Origin of the sequence: uncultured Microscilla sp. (assembly GCF_947493425.1) — a bacterium.
Lineage (GTDB): Bacteria > Bacteroidota > Bacteroidia > Cytophagales > Microscillaceae > Microscilla.
Map to the genome: position 1 here is coordinate 16,789 of NZ_CANLRP010000028.1, position 20,445 is coordinate 37,233.

Genomic DNA, 20,445 nt, shown 5'->3' on the forward strand with positions numbered 1-20,445 from the left:
TTTTTACAATTAGCCTAAGAAATTAAATTCTTAGGCTAATTTGTTGTATAGGGTTTTTGGATAAATCCTAGAGTTTACCCAAATTTGAGTATCGATCATATTATAAAACGTCGGAAAATGACTACAGAAAACGTAGATTGTTTGATTATAGGATCAGGGCCAGCAGGTTATACTGCGGCCATTTATGCATCTAGAGCAGGCCTAAAGCCTGTATTATATACCGGACCAGAGCCTGGTGGACAATTGATGCTTACGAGCGATGTTGAAAACTTTCCTGGTTATTCGGATGGTATTATGGGACCGCAAATGATGGAAGATTTCCGTAAACAGGCAACTCGTTTTGGTGCAGACATCAGAATGGGGTTGGCTACTTCGGTAGATTTCTCTGGAAAGTTACACAAGGTAATCGTGGATAATAAACACGAAATCACTGCCAAAAGTGTAATTATTTCTACAGGTGCATCTGCCAAATGGTTGGGGCTTGAGTCTGAGCTTCGTTTACGTGACATTGGTGGGGGAGTATCCTCTTGTGCGGTATGTGATGGTTTCTTTTTCAAAGATAAGGATGTAGTGGTTGTTGGAGGGGGAGATTCTGCTGCGGAAGAGGCATCCTATTTGTCTAAAATCTGCAACAAGGTTTATTTGTTGGTGCGTCGTGATGAAATGCGTGCTTCTAAAATTATGCAGCAACGTGTTACCAGTAAAGAAAATGTAGAAGTACTTTGGAACACCATAACAGAAGAAGTGCTTGGGAAAGAGCAGGTAGAGGCTGTAAGAGTTAAAAATAACGTAACAGGTGAAACTAAAGACCTTTCAGTAAGTGCTTTCTTTGTAGCAATTGGTCATAAGCCAAATACTGATATTTTTAAAGAGTATATAGATATGGACGATACTGGCTACATTCTCACTGAGAAAGGCACCAGCAGAACCAATATAGAAGGAGTGTTTGCCTCAGGCGATGTGCAAGATAAAGATTATCGCCAAGCAATTACTGCCGCAGGATCAGGCTGTATGGCAGCATTAGATGCAGAGCGTTATCTTGCTGAACAAGAAGCAATAGGTACATTTGCATAAAGTTAGGCTTAAAGAAAAGGTAATATTGAATGTTTGGGTTTAAGTATATTTTTGGATTTTTATTGATTTTTTGTTTACAAGCAAGCTGGGCACAGGTAGAAAACCAAAACCCTAAAGGGAACATGAAAATTGTCCCTACTCCTGCAAAAAAAACAAAGAAAGATACCTTGGTAAAAGTAGATTCTACCAAAAAACAGGATGAGTCAGGAGCAGCTATGCCAGGGCCTAAAAAAACACAAACAGCCAATAGAGGAAACTTTAACCTTTTTAAGCGTAATGCAGCCATTGTTCGCGAAGATTCTGTTGGTAGTATTGATATAGGAACCAATCAAATTGTTAAAATTTCGGAAGAGATAAAAATAGATTGTGTTTGGATTAAAGCCGCAGAGTATTACTCTGTGTGGAATTCGACCTATATCAATCCTTACAGAAAAGATGCAAAAAGGTTCCGCGATACTATTGATATTAAATTGTATGATGCCGGTCGGGGGCAACTCTGGTCGGCTCCTCTAGCCACTAATTTTAAAACCTCTAATTTTGGTTATCGTTGGGGGAGGTTTCATCATGGAATAGATTTAAATCTTTCTATTGGAACACCCATTTATAGTGTGTTTGATGGCATTGTTAGAATCTCTGCCTATGGTATGGGTTTTGGAAACTATGTCGTAGTGCGCCACTACAATGGGTTAGAAACATTGTATGGTCACATGAGTATCCGTAAAGTAGAAGTCGGGCAAGTAGTAAAAGCTGGGCAACTCATAGGCTTGGGAGGGAGCACTGGATGGAGTACCGGACCACATTTACACTTTGAGGTTCGTTACCAAGGCAACTCGATTGACCCTTTGTTAGTATTTGATTTTTCTAAAAAAGGAAAAGAAGTATTCAAAGATATATTTACTTTAAAGCCTGAACACTTCTGGCATTTGGGCAATAAAACCCGAAAACGAATATATCACCAGGTAAAGTATGGAGACACATTGTATTCCATTAGTCGTAAGTACCGTATTCCAATATGGACACTGGCCAGGCAAAATAAGCTGCATTATAAATCTCGTCTCAAAGTAGGACAACGATTAATTATTAGATAGTGTGTATTTAATTGCTTACAGAAGCTTTATTTGTGTTATTCTGAACTTGCTTTTCTTTTAGCTTCTTATGAGCACCATCACAATAGGGTGGTGTTTGTGTAAGCTTACATTGACATAAACTTACTTTTTGGGTTTTCTTAGTGGTAAAAAACATAGGTTTATGTTTCGTTCCATTATGTGAACTGTTGCAAAACGGTTGTTGACTGCTAAGTCCACAGGTACAATACAAATATTGTCCAGGGTCTAAAGTAATATTGAGTGGTTTGGCTGTTATGTACGATTGCTTTACAAAGTTTTTGTTTAGTTCACTATTCTCTTTTTGGGATGTAATAAAAGGGTAAAAATAGTTGGGAAGCCACCCTTCATTTGGGTTGTTTTCAATACCATAGCGCTTTGGGAACTCATTGGTATACATGGCTGTTCCAAATAATTGATCCCATATAGAAAATAAGTTGCCAAAATTTCCATGAGGGTTACTTATACCATCTTTGGCTGTAAGCCCATGATGTGCGTGATGAAAAGTAGGTGTAACGATTATACGCCTAACTACCCACATGATAGTTTTAGTGATTTTATTTTTATAAAGATATCGGTCCCACTTCCAATTACTATGACTACTAATAAGTACAAGTTGTTTAATAATAACCCCTAACGCAATGGCTTTAGCCAGACCTAAAAACAGGCAAATACCCATCCACCATACACTTGGGATAAATATAGGATAAAGGAAGGCTTCACGATAAGTTACCAAAACTCCCATTTCAGGAGCAGCATGATGTGGGCGGTGCAGTTTCCAAAGAAAAGGATATTCATGAGCAGACCTATGATACCAGTATTGGCTAAAGTCGTCTACTAACAAAAAAATCAGGAGAGCGATGCTTAGGAATGGTGAGAAATTAAATTACCATTCTTGAGGTAGAGGTTTTGTTTTGAGACGAGGCTATTTTTTGCGCCCATAGCAGCGCTACGGGCAATAAAAATAACGAAGTATCAAGGCGAAAAATCACCCCTTAGAGTGTAAATTTATTTTTGAACAATTCCTTAGAGGCACTTCCTTATAGTAAAGAAAGTAATCTGGGAGAAGATACTTGCCCAGCATAAGAGTTAAAAAGGCTGCTCCAGGTTTTATAAATATTGCAATGATCGTAATACTAATCACTTCTATTAGCCAATCATCTTTAGTTCGCTTAGATTGATGGTAAAGTCCAGTAACAGCGTCTAAAATTCCAAAAATAAGTAAAATTCCAAATACAATAAGTGTATCGGCGTCCTCTATTCTTAAATTTGCCATGTGGTACGTTAACTCAAGTAGTATAATGTTTAATTGTATTATACATACAAATTATTGAATTAACAAACTGTGAGGATTTTAATGTTTTGTTGACGAAAAACAATTTCATCCCCTATCTTTAACCCTTTAAGTGCTTGTCCGATGGGTGAGGCAAGTGAAATAGTAAAGTAAGTTTTATCCTCAAGAGTTAGTTTACCAGCGCTAATTGCAATATAGTAGTTAGCTTGAGGGGTCATTACTAAACTACCGAGTTGTACAGCAGATAATTGAACTTTGGGGTTGATTTGAGCCAATACTTTTTTGAGCTTTAGACCCTCGTTAACTTGGGTTGCATGCTTTTCTTTTTCTAATTGCATCATTGCCCTTCCTGTTTCGTATTTATCTCCTGCACTACTTTTAGTTTCCTCGTTGGCGGCTTGCTGGGCAGCGTTGATGGCAGCTTGAGCATTACTTATTTTCTGTGACGCATATTTTTCACAGTGTGCATAAAGCTGTATTTTTGTATTTATCATGGTAGTTTTATGTTTTCAATCCTATAAGCAATATATCATCTCTTTGCTTTGTTCCTACCATGTGTTGATCTAATGTTTCCTCCAGTATTTGTTTTTGCTTATTTAAAGGCAGCAAGTGGTTTTGATACAGCGTTTTAGTCAATCGCTGGTTGCCAATTTTTTTCCTTTCTTGGTCGTTCTGGTCAGCAAAGCCATCGCTACATAGATAAAGTAAACTACCTTTTTTAAACATTAACTCTTCAGTTTTAATGCGCCTTTCTTCATCATATATGATACCTATAGATATTGAGCTACCTTTGATCTTTTGCAACTCTGTATCCTCCTGTCTTATATACCATAATGGTCGTTTGGCACCAGCAAAAGCTACCTTAGTATGTTGTTCATCCACATTTTCAAGGGTAATGAGTGCTACATCCATGCCATTACGTCCACCTGTTTCGTCTTGCCGTAGCGCATAACGAATATAATACCGAAGTTCCTCCAGTATAGTCCCTGGGTCAGTTATTTGCTTAGCGTTAATTATTTCGTTGAGAATAGTAAAGCCAATCATACTCATAAATGCCCCAGGAACCCCATGCCCTGTGCAGTCAATGGCAGCAAGTACTTTTTTGTTGTTTACTTCCCCTAACCAATAAAAATCTCCTGAGACTACATCGCGTGGTCGGTAAATTACAAAGTGTTCACCCAATACCTGTTGCATTCGCACATCAAAAGGGAGAATAGCTTCTTGAATTGTTTTAGCCGATTTGATGCTTTGTCTAATATGGCGATTTTGAGTGCTTAGGGCATTATTTTGTTGTTCTATGGCATCTCTTTGTGCCATAATCTCTTCTTGTTGTTGATAAAGTTCTTCATTTTGAGCGGTAATTGCGGCGTTGCGGGAAATGATCTCTTCTTTTTGTTGATGTATTTCTTCTTTTTGTGCTACCACTTCTTTAGTACGTTTCACCACCTTCTCTTCCAGTATCCTTTTTTGCGCTTCAATACTATTAATTCTGTAACGGTAAAAACCCAGTGATAACAAAATTATTGTAGATATCCATCCAACCTTAAACCACCAGGTTTGCCACCAAGCAGGTAAAATTACTATTTCTATGGCTAACCCTTTGGTGTTCCATACACCATCATTATTTGATCCTTGTGCCCTGAACACATAGCGACCCGGAGGAATATTGGTATAGCTGGCAAAGTTTCTGGTATTGAGATTATGCCATATTTTATCATACCCCTCCAGCTTTACCTTATATTGATTTTTGTCAGCATTGGCATAACTCAAAGCAGCAAACTCAAAAGAAAACCCTTTAGCTTGCTCGTGGTTAAGCACAATTTTTTTTCTGTAGCCAATGTTTGCATCAAAGGCTTGGGCAGCCTCATCTGAATCGTTTGAGAGCTGAAAACTCGTAAGTACAACAGGAGGAATATATGGATTGGGTTGGATGTTTTTTGGGTGAAAAGCATTGATACCCTTAGTACCACCAAAAAATAGTTGCCCATTATTGCGTTTACCAAAAGAGTCTTGATTAAACTCTCCATCTTGAATACCATCTGTAATGGTGTAATTAGTAAATTTTTCTGTTTTTAGGTTGAATCTCGAAATCCCTTTTTCGTGGCTCATCCAAAGATTACCTTGGGCATCTTCTTGTATGCCATATACAAACTCGTTCATCAAACCTTGAGCTTTGCCATAATGATGAAACTCTACTTGTTCTTTTGTGTTTTGAACAACCTTACTAAGCCCCCCTCCATAGCTGGTAAACCATATTTGTTGATCTGTACTCTGGTAAATGTCTAATACGCTATTGTTTTTTAGCCCTGATGACTCGGTGTAAAGTGTATGTTTTTGATTTTTGGAATCTAACCTCATCAGTCCTGTTAGAGTGCCTAACCATACAGTACCATCTTGTGTGACAGTAATAGTGTTAATTTGTCTTCTGCGGGTTTTATTTCTTGGAAGTTGAATGTATTTTGAAAACGAATCGGTGGCTGGGTCATATTGATACAGCCATTTAGAATTTACATTTACCAAAAGTTTTCCTTGTGGATCTTCAATAATATGATGAATAACATTGAGTCGGTCGTTAGAGAGCCTATAGCGTTTGAAATGATTTTTTGAGGGAACAAATAAGTCAAGTCCATTCACTGTACCTACCCATAATCTGCCGTCTTTATCCTTATAAATACTTCGCACCCTGGGGTGGCTTAAGCTGTTAGGAGCGTTCTTGTGATGTTTGTATTCAATAACACTGTCAGTTTTAGGGTTGAAGTTTACCAGCCGATCACTAAGTGTGCGTAGCCAAATGGTGCTAGAGTCTCCAGGTACCATATGCCAACAAGAAACCTGCGTTTTTTTTCCGGTTTTGTTTGGTAAAAAAAGTGTATACAATGCAAATTTTTGAGTAGTTCTGTTAAGCATATAAGCACCATTACCTATAGTACCTACCCATAAATTTCCTGCGCGGTCTTCCCAAATACTCATAACCCCAGTTTCATACAATGCTTGTGAGCCTTTGATACGATCTTCAAAATGAATAAATACTTGACGTTGATCATCAAACCAATATATTCCTGAATCTGTGCCTATCCATATAATCCCATTGCGGTCTTGTATAATACAACGGAGGTAATTATTTTTTAGCCCTTTGGTATAGGAGGTAAACTTGCCAGAAGCAGGGTCGAAGATACCTATATCATGAGAGGTACCTATCCAAAGCCTTTGTTGTTTATCTTCGTAAATGGCTTCTACAAAGCCTAATCGTTTATTTTTTTGAGTAAAGTAATGTTTGAACTCTACTGAACCATTGGGTTTCACGATGATTTGGTTAAGCCCATTAGCTGTTCCTGCCCATACACTACCATCCTTTCTTGTACATAAGCTTAACACATCTTTTTGACTAAGGGCGTTTGTTTTATTTGAGTCAGGCAGGTGTTGGTGTACAAGCATTGAGTCCGGTTGGTTGGGAGCAGGTGTGAGTTGGTTTAGACCGTTTTGTGTTCCTACCCATAAATTCCCTAATTGATCTTCTGTAATGCTTTGAACATTTGTACCAGCAAGGGTACTTTTTGCGGGGTAATTGGTAAATTTATTGGTTGTAGGGTCAAAGCGGTCTAGTCCTTTGTCAGATGAACCCAGCCAAATAATACCGTTTTTTGCTTGATATATTTCACGTATATAACTACTACTTAAACCAGTAGTTTGAGGAGTATAATATTTAAAACTTTTGCCGTCATATCTGTCCAGCCCATCACCAGTAGCAAACCACATGAAACCTTGCTTATCTTGTATGGTATACCAAATAGTATTTTGAGATAGACCAGATTTAGTTGTAAATTTAGTGATGTCAAACTTGTGTAGCATGTCAGGCGGCACTTGTTGAGCCTGGCTTACATAATTTACCCAGCCAAATAAGCAAAACACAAGCATTAGTTTTTTCATAAGTAATGATAGATTGTTGGTGAATTATCTGCTCATAGTTAGGTAGGATTGTACTTGCTTTAAAACGGTAATTTAGTTAATAGAGGCAATAATTACGCCTTTATATTAGATTTTTTGAATAAAATAAAAGCTATTATTTCTGTATTTATTGTGAGCGTTTTTATAGTAATTATTTTAGGGTGAAGTATCGGTAGGTGACGGTTTCTTTTTTTAGGATAGTTTATATATTTCAATGAGAACTTGTTAGCCAAATAAAAAAGCAAAACCAAGCCTTTACTTTTTGCCCAGTACAGTTTGTAACGGTTACAACATGACAATTGTTTACCTGTTTTGTTCAATAAAAAGTTGTAGAAACAAGATGATGTAGTAATACAGTATAAAGTGGCTATTTAAAAACTGTTTTTTGTTAGATAGAAATGCTTTACAAATCCTTGTTTTTTATATGGATTAAGCTAAGGAGGCTATTGAGCGTGGTAATTTTCTTTTTACAATGAAAGTGTATAAAGCAGCTTTTTTAAATGCTCTAACTGCGGTATAAAGAACAGATTCAACGAAGTTTGTAATCAAAAAACTAACTTTGAATCATTGAGAAAACTAAGGGGAAAGTATGTTTAGTAGAACTAACGCTTCAGCAAAAGCCATCATTAGTTATGATAATGAGTTGAGCCTTTTTAGTAAGCTAGTGGCATAACATACGCCAAGTCTAATTTTATATCAGTTGGTTTTATTTCTGGAGCTTTCAGAATAAGTGAAACCTTACCTTCAGATGTCTTTACTTCTGTCAGTTGATTTCTAAGTAGCTGTATACTGTGCACTCTTTGGTGGTAATGCATTCCTGAAGCAAGTGGTATACATATAATATCGCCCATTTTGATGGTGCCAAAATCTACATATCCAGAAAGGATAAGACGACGAAAACCTCCATATTCAATGTTATGAGGTGCTTCATTGACCTCTTCTATAATAAAAAAACCTCCAGTTGGAAATGACATAGTTATAAATAAATATCTTCTCAACAAGTTTATGTAAATTAAAGTGTATTGCTTGTATAACCAAGCAGGTGTTCAATTATTTTTGTCCAGAAACTCTGTAGGGAGCCCTACACTACTAAGAGTATGTTTAAATTTTGTCTTCGGAGTTAAAAATGATGAGTTTTTTGTGCTGGTGAGGCGTATTTTTAAGGGAATAGCCATAGCCCCGAATACAAGTTTGGTTCATAACTCCGAGCTTGTATTCGGAGGATTTTAAAACTATTGACGTAAAAATCAACAAAGTCAGCGCGTAAAAATCTCTTTTTTAACCCAGATTATGATTTTTAAATATACTCTAAATGCTATTGGTTGTTGAACTGCTTTCTAAAAAATGTAAATCAATAGCGACTATATAAATGAGCAGTGTCTTGTCTTCAGTATGTTTTATTTTGATAATCAGCAAATATACAATTAACAACTGTACTTGTTGATCAGTCTTGTATTGATAAATACCTCATATAAAAAGGTAAATGTGTTGCTCAAAAACCACACAGTCATCTGGCAAAATTACTTTGAATCATATAACTTATAACTCTTGTTAGAAGTTTATTAGTATACCCAATAATATTTGTTTTGTATTATGGCTATATTTTGTAGGCAATAAAACAGAAATATAGTAATATAAAACAAAGAAACCCCCATTAGGAGGTTTCTTTAGTGTACGATGTCATGGGTAATTAAAATAATAGGCTACACATAATAGCGAGGTTAACACCTTTACTAAGAAGCAGATCTTTTTTTAATCTTGGGTTTTTTTACCACCCACTCTGTTTGCAAAGTCTCTTGCGGTAGTTTCGGTGTTTTATATTCTTTGTTAAGGTCAATATCTTGAGTATTGACTGTATGTTTCAATGTTTTTTGGGTGGTACCATTTACCACTGGGGCGACTGTTTTTGTAGTTTGAGTTGTTGGAGTACCCTCTAATGCCTGAATAAACGCCATAAATTTTTTATCTACGTCACCTACCTCTTCGGCTTTATCCAGTTGTTTTTTACGCGCCAAAAATTTTTTGTAATGAATAAGCGCTGCTGATATAATTTTCACATCATCTTTACTTACACTTAACTTATTGTTCTTACCAGAGGCAGGTGTTTTGGAAGCTGCTCTATTATTTACTGCCCGGTTAGCCAAAGCAGCGCGTTTTTGAGGTTTTTCTGGTGTATTATAAAGCACGTCAGCTAATTTGTTGAACATTACTTTAGGGGAGATAAATGATACAGTTGCCATAGTGTGTTGTGTATTTATATATTTTTATTTTGTATAAAATGTTTGTCAACTAATATTGGGTAGAGGACCCTATTTGTTACAAATACCAAGGATCATATATTGAATGGTTGGTATCCTGAAAAGTGGTATTACTTATTTGCTGCTCAAGTTGTGTATTTCTGTTTTTGATAGTCTTGATTTCGTTTTCAAGCGTATTGATTTTATTAAACAAAACCATTGACATATTTTGAAACTGTTTTTCTACTAATTCCCTGATATTTTTTTGATCAGTTGTAGCAGTTTTTGACTTCATTTTGGGTGCTTTGTTAATTTTCCAAACAAATTCTCGTGTAGGGGTATTGGTTGAATTATTTTCCATGCTATCCAATATTTGTTGTTTTAAAAAAGAGGTTTGTTAATTAATTGAGCATTTAATCTTTATTGTTAAGCAAATATAGAGTGATTTAGAAATAATGCCAAATTTTTAAACATAAAAATTGCTATTTTCTTTAACAAATCAGTTGTCCAAGAAAAAGCTTTGTATATAACTCTGGTAACCAGAATGTTGAATAAATGAGCTAAAATATTTTATGCTCAAAAAATGAGAATATAAGTGGGTTTCCAAATAATTATGTTGAGTAAAAAGGTGGGAAAGCTGGCTAAAAGTAAGGGTGTGGCAGGGGTTGGTTAGCTATTGTATTTACTTGTTGGCTGTTATATTGTTGGTAGCAAAACCAGGGATGAAAAGACACTGACTCATTCATCTTTAATAGACTATAGATGATAAGCTGGCTATTGACTGATGTAAGGCAGTTTTATTTGTTGGTATTTGGGCTTTTTGGCCATTTCACGAAATTGTTTGAGGGTATTCCAAACACCTTTAGTTGCAAGCGGGTTGATGATCCAGGCGGGTAGCCCAAGGTTAGGCTCAGCATAAAACTGATAAGAGACAAGTGTTTTACCGTTACCTAATGGTTTAAACCTCCATTGTCCTTCGGCATTTTTCATTCGTACCTTTTTCCGTTTTTTGGGCAGATAGTTAGGCTTACTTTCAATATCAATCACCACAATATGGTTATCGTTATTTTGCTTGAGTGTGTTGAGGCTAATCAGGTCGCGGTTGTAATAAGGAAAAGGAAGTGAAATTTCGGCATAAGTATACCACTGTTGGTTAGAGACTGTATGAATGTTTTGAAAAAGTTTCATACGGTTAATCCATTGAGGCACAGACGCATCATCTTTTATAATAGCAACCAAACTGCTGAGTGAAGCTTTGAACACAGCAATGGCTTTTAGCTCACGGTGATTGGTGTTTTTATATTTGCGTGCATATACTGATACACCTTCTTTGTTTTTTATTAATTTCCACGCTTTAAAAGTAGTAGCAGAGTTATTGCCATGCAAAGGGTAGGAGGGCGTGCTTGCAAAGTGGTTAGTAAAAACCAGCAAAATTGCCAATAGTTTAGTCATAAATTGCAATAGATTTATTTGAGTGCTTATTTTAGTCAACGATATACCCCAACATTACCAAAAGGTTGCCTTATGTCAACATTAAAAAATCACATTGCTCACTTTTGGGCATTCAATAATTCATCGGTAGAAAACGCTAAATCAATTCTTTATTACCTAGTGTTTATGTTTTACCTCTTACTTATTGTGGTGTCTACTTCTGACGCAATGATATTGATGCCTTCCAGCCGGGTAATACTACCAGTGTTGGACATTCCTTTACCGTTGTGGGAGTTTTACCTCTGTATGCCTCTGTTGGTGGTAATATTACACTTCAATCTTTTGTATAACCTTATTCAGCACAGTAAAAAAGCCTATGCATATCAACAGATAGAGAAAGACGCTGATCATCTTACAACATACCCTTTCATAGTAAATTTTGTGATTGCCAGCCAAAAAACAAATAACTTCTGGTGGTTACGTTTTGTTCTTTGGCTGATAATTTTCGCATTTCCTTTAGGGGTACTATGTGCCATTCAATGGCAGTTTTCAGCTTACCATAGTAGTACGATGACTCTTTGGCATTTCTTGATAGTAGTGCTCGATGCCTTAGTTTTAAGCTTTACTTGGCATAAAATCTTCCATCCCTCTTTGACAACAAAAACAACACTGTCGCATAATAATGATGTAACAAAGCCTTCTCTAAAAACAAAAAAAGCTTTTCAAGGTATAAAGTTGTCTTGGCAAGCGGCTGTATTTGTGATTTTTGCATTATTTAACCTAACCGTTTTACTCATCTTTAAAAGCACCGATGGGCAAAGTGTACAACACTTGATGCCTCATCTCAAAGTGCAGCATCAAGTGTTGATCAAAGCTCCACCCAGCGATCAAATTATCCAACGGTTTATTGCCTTAGGCAAGTCAAAAGAAGAGGCTTATTGTGAATATGCCAAAGGGCTCGATTTGAGGGGGCGTGATTTACGGTTTTGTGATTTTTCGGGGGCGTATTTAGTCAACTCCAACTTAGAAAAAGCTGACATAAGGGGAGCTAACTTTTCTTCGGCTAACTTACACGGCAGCAACCTTACTAAATCTATAGTACCTGGAGCAGTGTTCTATGAAACCAAAATGCATTATGCAAAACTTCATAAAGTTGCTTTTCGTAAGACGCTCCACAAAGCATTAGACTTGAGGCATGCTCAACTGAGTGCATTGGATTTGAGTAACTTAAACCTGAAAAACTATATATTTGAAGGTGTCAGGTGTACCAATGTAGATTTTAAAAATGCAGATTTGAGTAATGTTGAGTTTACTGGAGCAGTGTTTAAACATTGTTTTATGAAAGGAGTGCAAATGCAAAGGGCAGTGTTGAATGGAGTAACTTTTGAACAAGCCAACAAAATGGACGGTGCTCGTATGCAAAATGCACAAATGAAAGCCGCATATTTAAATGGGGTAAGTTTGCAAGGAGCAGATATGAGCAATGTTGCATTGGAAGGTGCCATCTGGCAAAGAGACTCAATACAAGGTGTCAACCTGCGGAATGCCCACTTGCAGGGAGCTTTGATTGAGGCAAAAGTTTTTTCAGGAAATTGTTTGGTACAAGCCCGTATCAAGGGCTCCATACTTTCCAAAATCAAAGAGAGTACCCATAATTATTATTATGCGGTAAACCGTGGCCAAAAACCATATTGGAGGCCATTACACAAACAACTGAAAAAATACAATGTGAGTAAACATTTAGAATTGCACACCCGTGAGGTAAAAGACATCATAGAAGAACGCATTGCGTTGGCTAAACAACGCCTGAGCAAACCGGACACCACAGATATACAGGACTATTTTGGAGCAAACAATGGAGATAACTTTGTACAGGAACGAAAGAAAATTGCCTGCCAGAACATATACATTGCAGAGGGGATTTTATCGCAAACACCACTGAAAAGCATCGAGGAAAACGAGCGCATTTATCAGCAATTAAGTGATTATTTGAGGAATAATTGCGCTCGTGTTTATGAAAAAATAGTGAAGAGAGGCAAAGTGAAAATTAATTAACATTGTTAATTTTTACTCCCAGGTAACCCTGACACGAATGAAGTTTTTATCAAAATCCTCGCTACCTTCATTCGCCTTGGTTATTCTGATTAACTTTTTACCCCTATGCACCTTTAGTTGGGTTTTGCCTGCTTCATCATCCATCACATAGAAATAATTCAGGTTCTTCCAGTTTTTGTTGGGTTCCTTTTTCAGTAATTTTTTTAAGTCCAAAGGAAACTTTTGTTCCGACTGAATATCTACCAGCAATGTGTGAGCATCTTTGAGCGAAAGGTATACGTTATCATCAGCACCTTTACCATCAGATATTTTCCAGCGTTTATTTTCCTTTTCAAAGTGCATTTCCAGTACACGGTCTCCCGAAGTCTGCCAACTCATTTTAAACTTTTGCACCTTGGCAGGTACCAAGTTGGTCATAGCGTAAAACATCACAAAAAAACCAAAACTAAACATAGGATAACATTTTTAGTGGTAATTAAAATTATTTTTTTGGCGTCCAGGTAAGTTTAATACCTTGAAACTTTTGCAATTCACCTTTTTGGTCTTTCACTTTTAATTGTACAAAGTTTTCACCTCGTTCGGTTATCTCAAGTCTTACAGGCTCTCCTTTATCATCCAAGTCTTTGAGTTCAAAGTACTTCAATTTATGCCACTTTTTGTGTTCCTTTTTGCCTATATGTTTATCCAATGATACCTTATGTACCTGTTCTTCACTCTCTTTCCTTTGTATACATAGATTGTTTTTTTTATCTGTCCACAAAATCACATAGTCATCCTCTGCCCGGCTGGGAGTCATTTTCCAACGATCATCGGTTTTTTCAAAGTTAATACGCATAGTACGCACCGTAGAACTTTGCCACGCCATCTGAAACTGCTGGACATTGACAGGAACAAGGTTGGTCATTGTATAAAAAATTATAAAAAAGCTGTAGTTTATTACCATAAGACTAAGAAATCAAAAAGGTTAATAGTACATTATTGTACAAACGATTTTGAAGCTAAAATCGTAAAAATATATTTGATCAAGGTAGAAAACTCAAAATATATGCAATGCCTTCTGTATTTTAGTGATACATTGCACTGGTTACAATGAATAAAATAAATGAATAAAACAGAAATTATAAAGCATAAGTATGTAGTAGTGACCAGCATTATTCTATGGTTAATAGTAGCTAGTGTAAGCATTAGTGAGAGTGTGTTTTTTTATAAAGTAAATAACCGGCCAGTACCCATAGGGCGCATATTAATATGGGATATTAGCTGGGTTATGTGGTTATTGATGACCCCTTATGTGTTACAAGCATTGCAATATTTTTTGGGGAAAATTCAACAAGCCTGGCGTATCATCATCAATGTTACATTATTTGCTTTTTTTATATCTGTTACCCAAGTATTGTTTGAAACCATACTGGCTTACTTTTTATATCCTGTATTTGACCAAGCCAAATCTTTTACTGCCATACTCCTCAATGTACTTACTTATAAAACCCACATTAATATATTGATTGTATTTGCTCTGGCGGGCATTACAATGGCTATTAGGCATTGGCAAAACGCCAAACATTTGCAGTTAGAGCGTGAACAGCAACAAGTTAAACTTAGTCAGTTGCAACAGCAGCTAACCGAGTCAAAACTAGAGTTGCTTAGACGTCAGTTAAAACCTCATTTTTTATTCAATACTTTACATACCATTTCTGGGCTAATCATTAAAGAAGCCTATGACCAGTCGTTAGAAATGATTGCCAAGCTCAGTGATTTACTGAGACTTACATTGCATTACAACGATCAACAACTGATTCCCCTGAGAGAAGAGATAAAACTGATGCGTTTATACCTTGAAATTCATCAAATAAGATTTGGAGACGACTGTCAGTTAGACATTAATGTGCCCCAACGCTACGAAAGTGCTTTGGTTCCCTCATTTATACTTCAGCCCATCGCCGAAAATGCCATCACACATGGTATAGCCCCTAATATGAACAAGGGGTGCATCTCTCTGTCGGTAAGGCTTGAAAATGAGACACTTTATATAGAAATAGTAGATAATGGAGCTGGATTAAAAGATGGAAAGGCATTGAAAGAAGGTATAGGGATACAAAACTGCCGAAAAAGGTTAGATAGTTTGTACAAGCAAAAACATGGTTTAGACCTGAAAGCTAAACCTGAAGGAGGATTTTCTACTGTGTTATATTTCCCATATCAGGACAAAGAACTTAAAATAAGCCCCAAAAATGAGCATCAAAGTATTGATAGTAGATGATGAACCCATTGCCCGTGAAATGATCAATATTTTATTGACAGAATACAATAGCTTGCAAGTGGTAGGCGAAGCTAGTAATGGGGAGGAAGCGCTTAAACTAATAGATGCTCAAACACCCGACTTACTATTTCTTGATATTCAAATGCCAGGAATGACAGGTATTAGCCTAGCGCAAAAGCTGGCAGGTTTTAGAGGGCATTTGGTGTTTGTAACTGCCTATGATGAATATGCACTTGCCGCGTTTGAACTTAACGCCATTGATTATTTGCTGAAACCGTTTACCAAAAAACGCTTTCATCAAACGATTGAAAAAGTACAAAGTAAGTTTCAACAAGCTTCGTTGAACCGTTTGGAAGATAAACTATTGCAACTAGCCCAAGACTACAATCAACTTAAAACACAAGTTCAGCCTACACTTATGGCTAGTAATGATACTTACTTGAGTAGGTTTGTGGCACGTCAAGCGAATAAAATAGTATTTATAGTTATTGAGGAAGTAGAAGCGATAGTAGGAGCAAGCGACTACATAGAAGTACACCATGCAGGCAATAAAAGCTTGGTAAATACTACCCTTCAGGAAACTGCAGCTCGCTTGAACCCAGAAGATTTTATCCGGATTCATCGGTCTTATATTTTACCTGTTAAACAAATCAAAGAAATAGTACCACACTTTAATGGGGAGTATTTTTTTGTGATGAAAAATGGGCAAAAATACAAGTCAGGGCGTACTTACAAGTCACAAGTACAACGACTATTTCAATAAAGACAAACCCCTAACAGTTCACCGAGAAAAACACTCAGTTAGCCGATTGGTTCCTGACAAATAGCAAGTTATATGTTTAATTGCTTTCCAAATAAAGGTAATAGTACCTAGTCTTCGTAGTAGTGAAAACTTTACCAAGGTTTGCAAATCATATAACCCAATCTCAATGAAAAAACTTAACCAACCCCTAATTGCTTTTCTATGTTGTGTATTGCCGTATGTGACAGTAGCTCAACAGTTTGAAAAAATTACAAGTTCACCCATCACCTCTGATATTGCTGCTTCGCGTTCCGTTGCTTGGGTTGATGTAAATGGAGATGGATTTTTAGATGCTTTTGTGTCTAATGGACGCAAAGGTGGAGAAAATAATAGCCTATACATCAACCAACAAGATGGTTCTTTTATGAAAAAAACAAATGACCCTTTGGTACAGGATAAAATGCCCTCTGATGGCGCCACTTGGGGCGATGTAGACAACGATGGAGACTTAGATGTGTATGTAGTAAACTGGTATGGCAAAGCCAACTTGTTTTACCTTAATGATGGTAAGGGAAATTTTACCCAAATAAAAAATAGTAACATTATTGCAGGCAAATTCTCAGAAACAGCTTGCTGGGCAGATTATGACAAAGACGGTGATTTGGACTTATATGTGACCAACTCAGAAGGAGAACGCAATGTATTAATTAAAAACAATGGAGATGGGCGTTTTACTGTAGATAACAGCCAAATAGTGTCTAAGGCCACCAAAAGCTCCAGAAGCGTTAACTGGGTAGACTTTGACAATGACAATGACTTAGACCTTTTTGTGTCTAATGAAGGAAATGCGACCAATGAATTATACATCAACAATGGAGACAAAGGTTTTAGTGCATCTACCAATCATGCTGCGGTCACTTCGCAGGCATCGTCTACGGGCAGTGCTTGGGGCGACTATGACAATGATGGTGACCTTGACTTGTTTGTAGCAAATTTTAAGGGGCAAAACAAACTGTTTCAAAATGATGGTAAGGGTGGGTTTGTTCAAGCGAATAACTCAGGAGTACAGGAAACCGCTTATTCTTTTGGCTCTATATGGGGTGATGTAGACAACGATGGTGACCTTGACTTGTTTGTGGCAAATGCTACATTTACTAACATCAAAGTGAAAAATTTTCTCTACTTGAATAATGGCAATGGTACCTTTACCAAAGTAACCAATGATCCCGTGACGACTTATCAGGGCGCTACTTTTGGGGCTGCTCTAGGTGACTATGACAATGATGGTGACTTGGATTTATTAACTGCCAATACCTACAAAGAAGCAGAGACTAACGGTTTATATCGCAACAAGGGAAACAACAACCATTGGCTTAATATTTCGTTGAAAGGCGTTGTATCTAATGCTTCAGCAATAGGAGCAAAGGTAAGAGTAAAAGCTACCATAGGAGGTAAAAGTGTATGGCAAATGCGTGAAGTTTCTGCTCAGTCAGGGTATAATTGTCAAAATAGTCTAAGGGTACACTTTGGGTTAGGTGACGCCCAAAAAGTAGACTCGTTAGTGATAGAGTGGCCTTTAGGCATCAAAGAACACTTTGTGAATGTACAAACAAAGAAGTTTATGTCTTTTCAAGAGCCTGTAACCAAAGGCTTTTTGAGAGCAAATTTCAACACAGCCAAACTTCAATATAATATTCAAGAAACAGTAAGTTTCGTAAATACGAGCTTGATTGATACAAGTGAAAGTGCCGTTTATAGCTGGGACTTTAACGGCGATGGAACAGAAGATACGGTGGATAAAGACCCAAACCACATATATGATCAGGCAGGGACATATACCATAAAATTGACCATTACCAATGCGTTAGGTAGTCATTCAATTATCCGCCCAAATTACATTCAAATACTTGACCCTAACGGGGTAGATAGAGCTTTTTTTTCCGAAATAGCCATCTACCCTAACCCATTTGTTGATTACCTTAGAATTTACACTGATAAATTCCAATTAAAAAAAATGCTTTTATATGATGTGAAAGGGCGACAAATAGGGTGTCAGGAGTTTAAAGAGGGGCAGTCAGATACAATATGGCAAAGCCAACACTTGCCCAAAGGCACCTACTCTATAACTTTACTGTTAAGTAATGGAGCATCTAAAAGCTTTAGGGTATTGAAAATGTAATATTGTAAGTAAATTATTTAGCTGACCCTGAACGTGTTTGTACAATACGCTCAGGGTCAGCTTTTTTTGTTTGAGTGCTATAGCCAGACAGTAATAGGCATTCTTTTAAATTTTGTATATTTGTGAAGAGAGTAATTTTTTATTTTTTTGATAAAAACAATCACGAACAATAGCTAACACAAACTTTTTACCGTATTAAATTGGAGTTATTGTTTATACTAGGAGAAAAGAATGCAAAACGACGAACAAATATTAGAGGACGTGTCAAAAGTAAGTATTCAATTACTTTTACAAGAGCCTTTTTATGGACACTTTTTTACAGGTTTGATAAAAAAAGTAAGTAAAGAAATTGATACACTGGCTGTGGGGTATCACAATAGCTTGATTACTTTGTATATTAACTCTAAGTTTTGGACAGATTCGCTTACCAACGAAGATTTTAAGTATGGAGGAATCAAACACGAAATCTTACACATCGTTTTCAAACATATATTCCGTTACAAAAGCTTTAGCCAAAAAACCATCTTTAATGTAGCTGCTGATATAGTTGTAAATCAGTATGTGGCTGCTAATCAGCTGATTGAAGGAGCTGTGTTGCTAAGTAATTTTCCTGAGCTAAACCTAGAGCCCCATCAACACGTCAACCATTATTATAATGCATTGCTTGACTTGTACAATAAATTTGCTGATGGCAAAAATGAAGAGGAAGCAGAAGGCAACGAGGCTTGGAAAAACTTAAAGAATTTTTTGGATCAGGATGCTGAAAACCAAAAACGCCACTCTTTTTGGAAAGAAATAGATAAACTATCAAGTGCTGAAAAAGATATTGCTGAAGCTGCGGTTAACCAAGCATTAGAAAATACGTTGAAGAGGGTAAAGTCTAAAGATTTTGGCAAATTACCAGCAGGCTTACAGCAATACCTCGAAGAATTTGAAAAGTCGATGGTGCCAATCGTAAATTGGAAAAGGGTACTAAAACTTTTTGCCAATAGCAGTAGCCGTACCGAAATCAGAAATACGCTGCGACGCCCCTCTAAAAGGTATGGAACAAACCCTGGCATTAAAGTGAAAAAGAAACAAAAACTCTTGATTGCTATAGATACCTCTGGAAGTATTAATATGGAAGAACTTAAAGATTTTTTTAATGAAGTATACCATATATGGAAACAAGGAACAGAAGTGTTTGTAATAGAGTGTGACACTGCTATTCACTCAGAGTATTATTACAGTGGTAAAACCCCTAAAACAGTAAGTGGAGGAGGAGGAACGGCTTTTGAGCCACCATTACAGTATGCCAATGATGTATACCGACCTGATGCGTTAATTTACTTTACAGATGGTTATGCTTCAAACCCTACAGTAAGAGCAGTTTGTCCCTTGTTGTGGCTTATCAGTAAAGAAGGATCTGACCTTGAATATTTACGTGACTTCCCTGGAAGAAAAGTCAAAATGATATAATTACTATTGATAAAATTGATATGGGTAACACCACTACTACAGAAACTGTTCTCTCTAAAAGATTTTTATATAAATTTAGAATAATTAATTATAACTCCATCTTTTAAAAGTAAGTAACTTGTATGGCTATATGTTAATCAATTGTTCTTGCTTTTAAGTAATGTCTTAACTTGTAATTTTTAACCAATATGACTCATTACCCAAAAGAATGTTTAAAAGATGTCAAAGTATACTTTGAAATAGAAGCTGCAGCTGATAACGATTGGATTACTGTGCATTGGCAGGGCTTTCAGAAGATTGAAAGGTCAAAAGCAGGAATGCTCAAGGAGCTAGAAGTACTTAAAGCTACTGGCAGAAATAAAGTTTTGAACTATAATACTGCAATCAAAGGTCCTTATCCCGTAGGCATAGACAAATGGATAGCCGAAGAGTGGATGCCTAAAGCTGAGAGTTTAGGGTTGAAATATGCTGCTACGATTGTATCGAGCAACATTTTTGCTTCACTTTCAGCAGAGCAAACTGAGATGGCTTTTAATGGAATTACTTATAAAAACTTTGAAGATGAAGGCGCTGCTATAAGATGGTTAAGCAGTGTTTAAAACTTACTTTATACATTCTTTGACATAGATAATAGCTGTTATTTACCCATAAAAACTTTCAATGTAAC

The 20,445-nt window shown here is 36.6% G+C and carries 18 protein-coding genes; 8 read left to right on the forward strand and 10 right to left on the reverse strand.

The window, feature by feature from the left end:
• The first annotated feature begins 117 nt into the window (after nt 1-117).
• Nucleotides 118-1,074, forward strand: coding sequence for a thioredoxin-disulfide reductase (trxB, locus tag Q0954_RS09990; RefSeq protein ID WP_299456378.1), 957 nt, complete (start codon nt 118-120; stop codon nt 1,072-1,074).
• Nucleotides 1,075-1,196: 122 nt separating this feature from the next.
• Complete coding sequence (locus Q0954_RS09995) at nt 1,197-2,162, forward strand: M23 family metallopeptidase (RefSeq protein WP_299456380.1); 966 nt, start codon at nt 1,197-1,199, stop codon at nt 2,160-2,162.
• A 7-nt stretch (nt 2,163-2,169) separates the two neighbouring features.
• Here Q0954_RS09995 and Q0954_RS10000 read toward each other — a convergent pair whose 3' ends face one another.
• The 8 genes from Q0954_RS10000 to Q0954_RS10035 all read right to left on the reverse strand — a co-directional run bounded on the left by Q0954_RS10000 (nt 2,170) and on the right by Q0954_RS10035 (nt 11,105).
• Nucleotides 2,170-3,021, reverse strand: a complete 852-nt coding sequence (locus tag Q0954_RS10000; protein ID WP_299456382.1) for a sterol desaturase family protein — start codon at nt 3,019-3,021, stop codon at nt 2,170-2,172.
• A gap of 144 nt (nt 3,022-3,165) precedes the next feature.
• Entirely contained in the window at nt 3,166-3,453 is a 288-nt protein-coding gene (locus tag Q0954_RS10005) for a hypothetical protein (RefSeq protein WP_299456384.1), read from the reverse strand.
• A 59-nt stretch (nt 3,454-3,512) separates the two neighbouring features.
• Nucleotides 3,513-3,965, reverse strand: a complete 453-nt coding sequence (locus tag Q0954_RS10010) for a 3-oxoacyl-ACP synthase (protein WP_299456386.1) — start codon at nt 3,963-3,965, stop codon at nt 3,513-3,515.
• A gap of 7 nt (nt 3,966-3,972) precedes the next feature.
• On the reverse strand, nt 3,973-7,398 hold the full coding sequence (locus tag Q0954_RS10015; protein WP_299456388.1) for a two-component regulator propeller domain-containing protein: 3,426 nt from the start codon (nt 7,396-7,398) through the stop codon (nt 3,973-3,975).
• 671 nt (nt 7,399-8,069) lie between these two features.
• Nucleotides 8,070-8,390, reverse strand: a complete 321-nt coding sequence (locus Q0954_RS10020) for a hypothetical protein (RefSeq protein WP_299456390.1) — start codon at nt 8,388-8,390, stop codon at nt 8,070-8,072.
• Between the two features lie 759 nt (nt 8,391-9,149).
• Nucleotides 9,150-9,656, reverse strand: coding sequence for a hypothetical protein (locus Q0954_RS10025; protein WP_299456392.1), 507 nt, complete (start codon nt 9,654-9,656; stop codon nt 9,150-9,152).
• Between the two features lie 76 nt (nt 9,657-9,732).
• Nucleotides 9,733-10,014: a hypothetical protein gene (locus Q0954_RS10030; protein ID WP_299456394.1), complete on the reverse strand. Its 282-nt coding sequence runs from the start codon at nt 10,012-10,014 to the stop codon at nt 9,733-9,735.
• Nucleotides 10,015-10,427: 413 nt separating this feature from the next.
• Nucleotides 10,428-11,105: an START domain-containing protein gene (locus tag Q0954_RS10035; RefSeq protein ID WP_299456396.1), complete on the reverse strand. Its 678-nt coding sequence runs from the start codon at nt 11,103-11,105 to the stop codon at nt 10,428-10,430.
• Nucleotides 11,106-11,177: 72 nt separating this feature from the next.
• Between Q0954_RS10035 and Q0954_RS10040 the strand changes: the two genes are divergently transcribed.
• Nucleotides 11,178-13,139 (forward strand): pentapeptide repeat-containing protein, encoded by a 1,962-nt coding sequence (locus tag Q0954_RS10040; protein WP_299456398.1) that lies wholly within the window; start codon nt 11,178-11,180, stop codon nt 13,137-13,139.
• A gap of 12 nt (nt 13,140-13,151) precedes the next feature.
• Here Q0954_RS10040 and Q0954_RS10045 read toward each other — a convergent pair whose 3' ends face one another.
• Together Q0954_RS10045 and Q0954_RS10050 are read right to left on the reverse strand one after the other, a co-directional pair.
• Nucleotides 13,152-13,592: a hypothetical protein gene (locus Q0954_RS10045; RefSeq protein WP_299456400.1), complete on the reverse strand. Its 441-nt coding sequence runs from the start codon at nt 13,590-13,592 to the stop codon at nt 13,152-13,154.
• Nucleotides 13,593-13,620: 28 nt separating this feature from the next.
• Complete coding sequence (locus Q0954_RS10050) at nt 13,621-14,043, reverse strand: hypothetical protein (RefSeq protein ID WP_299456402.1); 423 nt, start codon at nt 14,041-14,043, stop codon at nt 13,621-13,623.
• A 198-nt stretch (nt 14,044-14,241) separates the two neighbouring features.
• On the opposite strand from Q0954_RS10050, the gene Q0954_RS10055 reads away from it, so the two are divergent.
• The 5 genes from Q0954_RS10055 to Q0954_RS10075 all read left to right on the forward strand — a co-directional run bounded on the left by Q0954_RS10055 (nt 14,242) and on the right by Q0954_RS10075 (nt 20,377).
• Nucleotides 14,242-15,399, forward strand: coding sequence for a sensor histidine kinase (locus tag Q0954_RS10055; RefSeq protein WP_299456404.1), 1,158 nt, complete (start codon nt 14,242-14,244; stop codon nt 15,397-15,399).
• Entirely contained in the window at nt 15,371-16,162 is a 792-nt protein-coding gene (locus Q0954_RS10060; protein WP_299456405.1) for a LytTR family DNA-binding domain-containing protein, read from the forward strand. Before Q0954_RS10055 ends, Q0954_RS10060 begins: the two co-directional genes overlap by 29 nt.
• 166 nt (nt 16,163-16,328) lie before the next feature.
• Nucleotides 16,329-18,320, forward strand: a complete 1,992-nt coding sequence (locus Q0954_RS10065; RefSeq protein ID WP_299456406.1) for an FG-GAP-like repeat-containing protein — start codon at nt 16,329-16,331, stop codon at nt 18,318-18,320.
• 231 nt (nt 18,321-18,551) lie between these two features.
• Nucleotides 18,552-19,778: a VWA-like domain-containing protein gene (locus Q0954_RS10070; RefSeq protein ID WP_002698792.1), complete on the forward strand. Its 1,227-nt coding sequence runs from the start codon at nt 18,552-18,554 to the stop codon at nt 19,776-19,778.
• A 188-nt stretch (nt 19,779-19,966) separates the two neighbouring features.
• A complete protein-coding gene (locus Q0954_RS10075; RefSeq protein WP_299456410.1) occupies nt 19,967-20,377 on the forward strand; it encodes a hypothetical protein in 411 nt (136 codons plus the stop codon).
• Nucleotides 20,378-20,445: the final 68 nt, after the last annotated feature.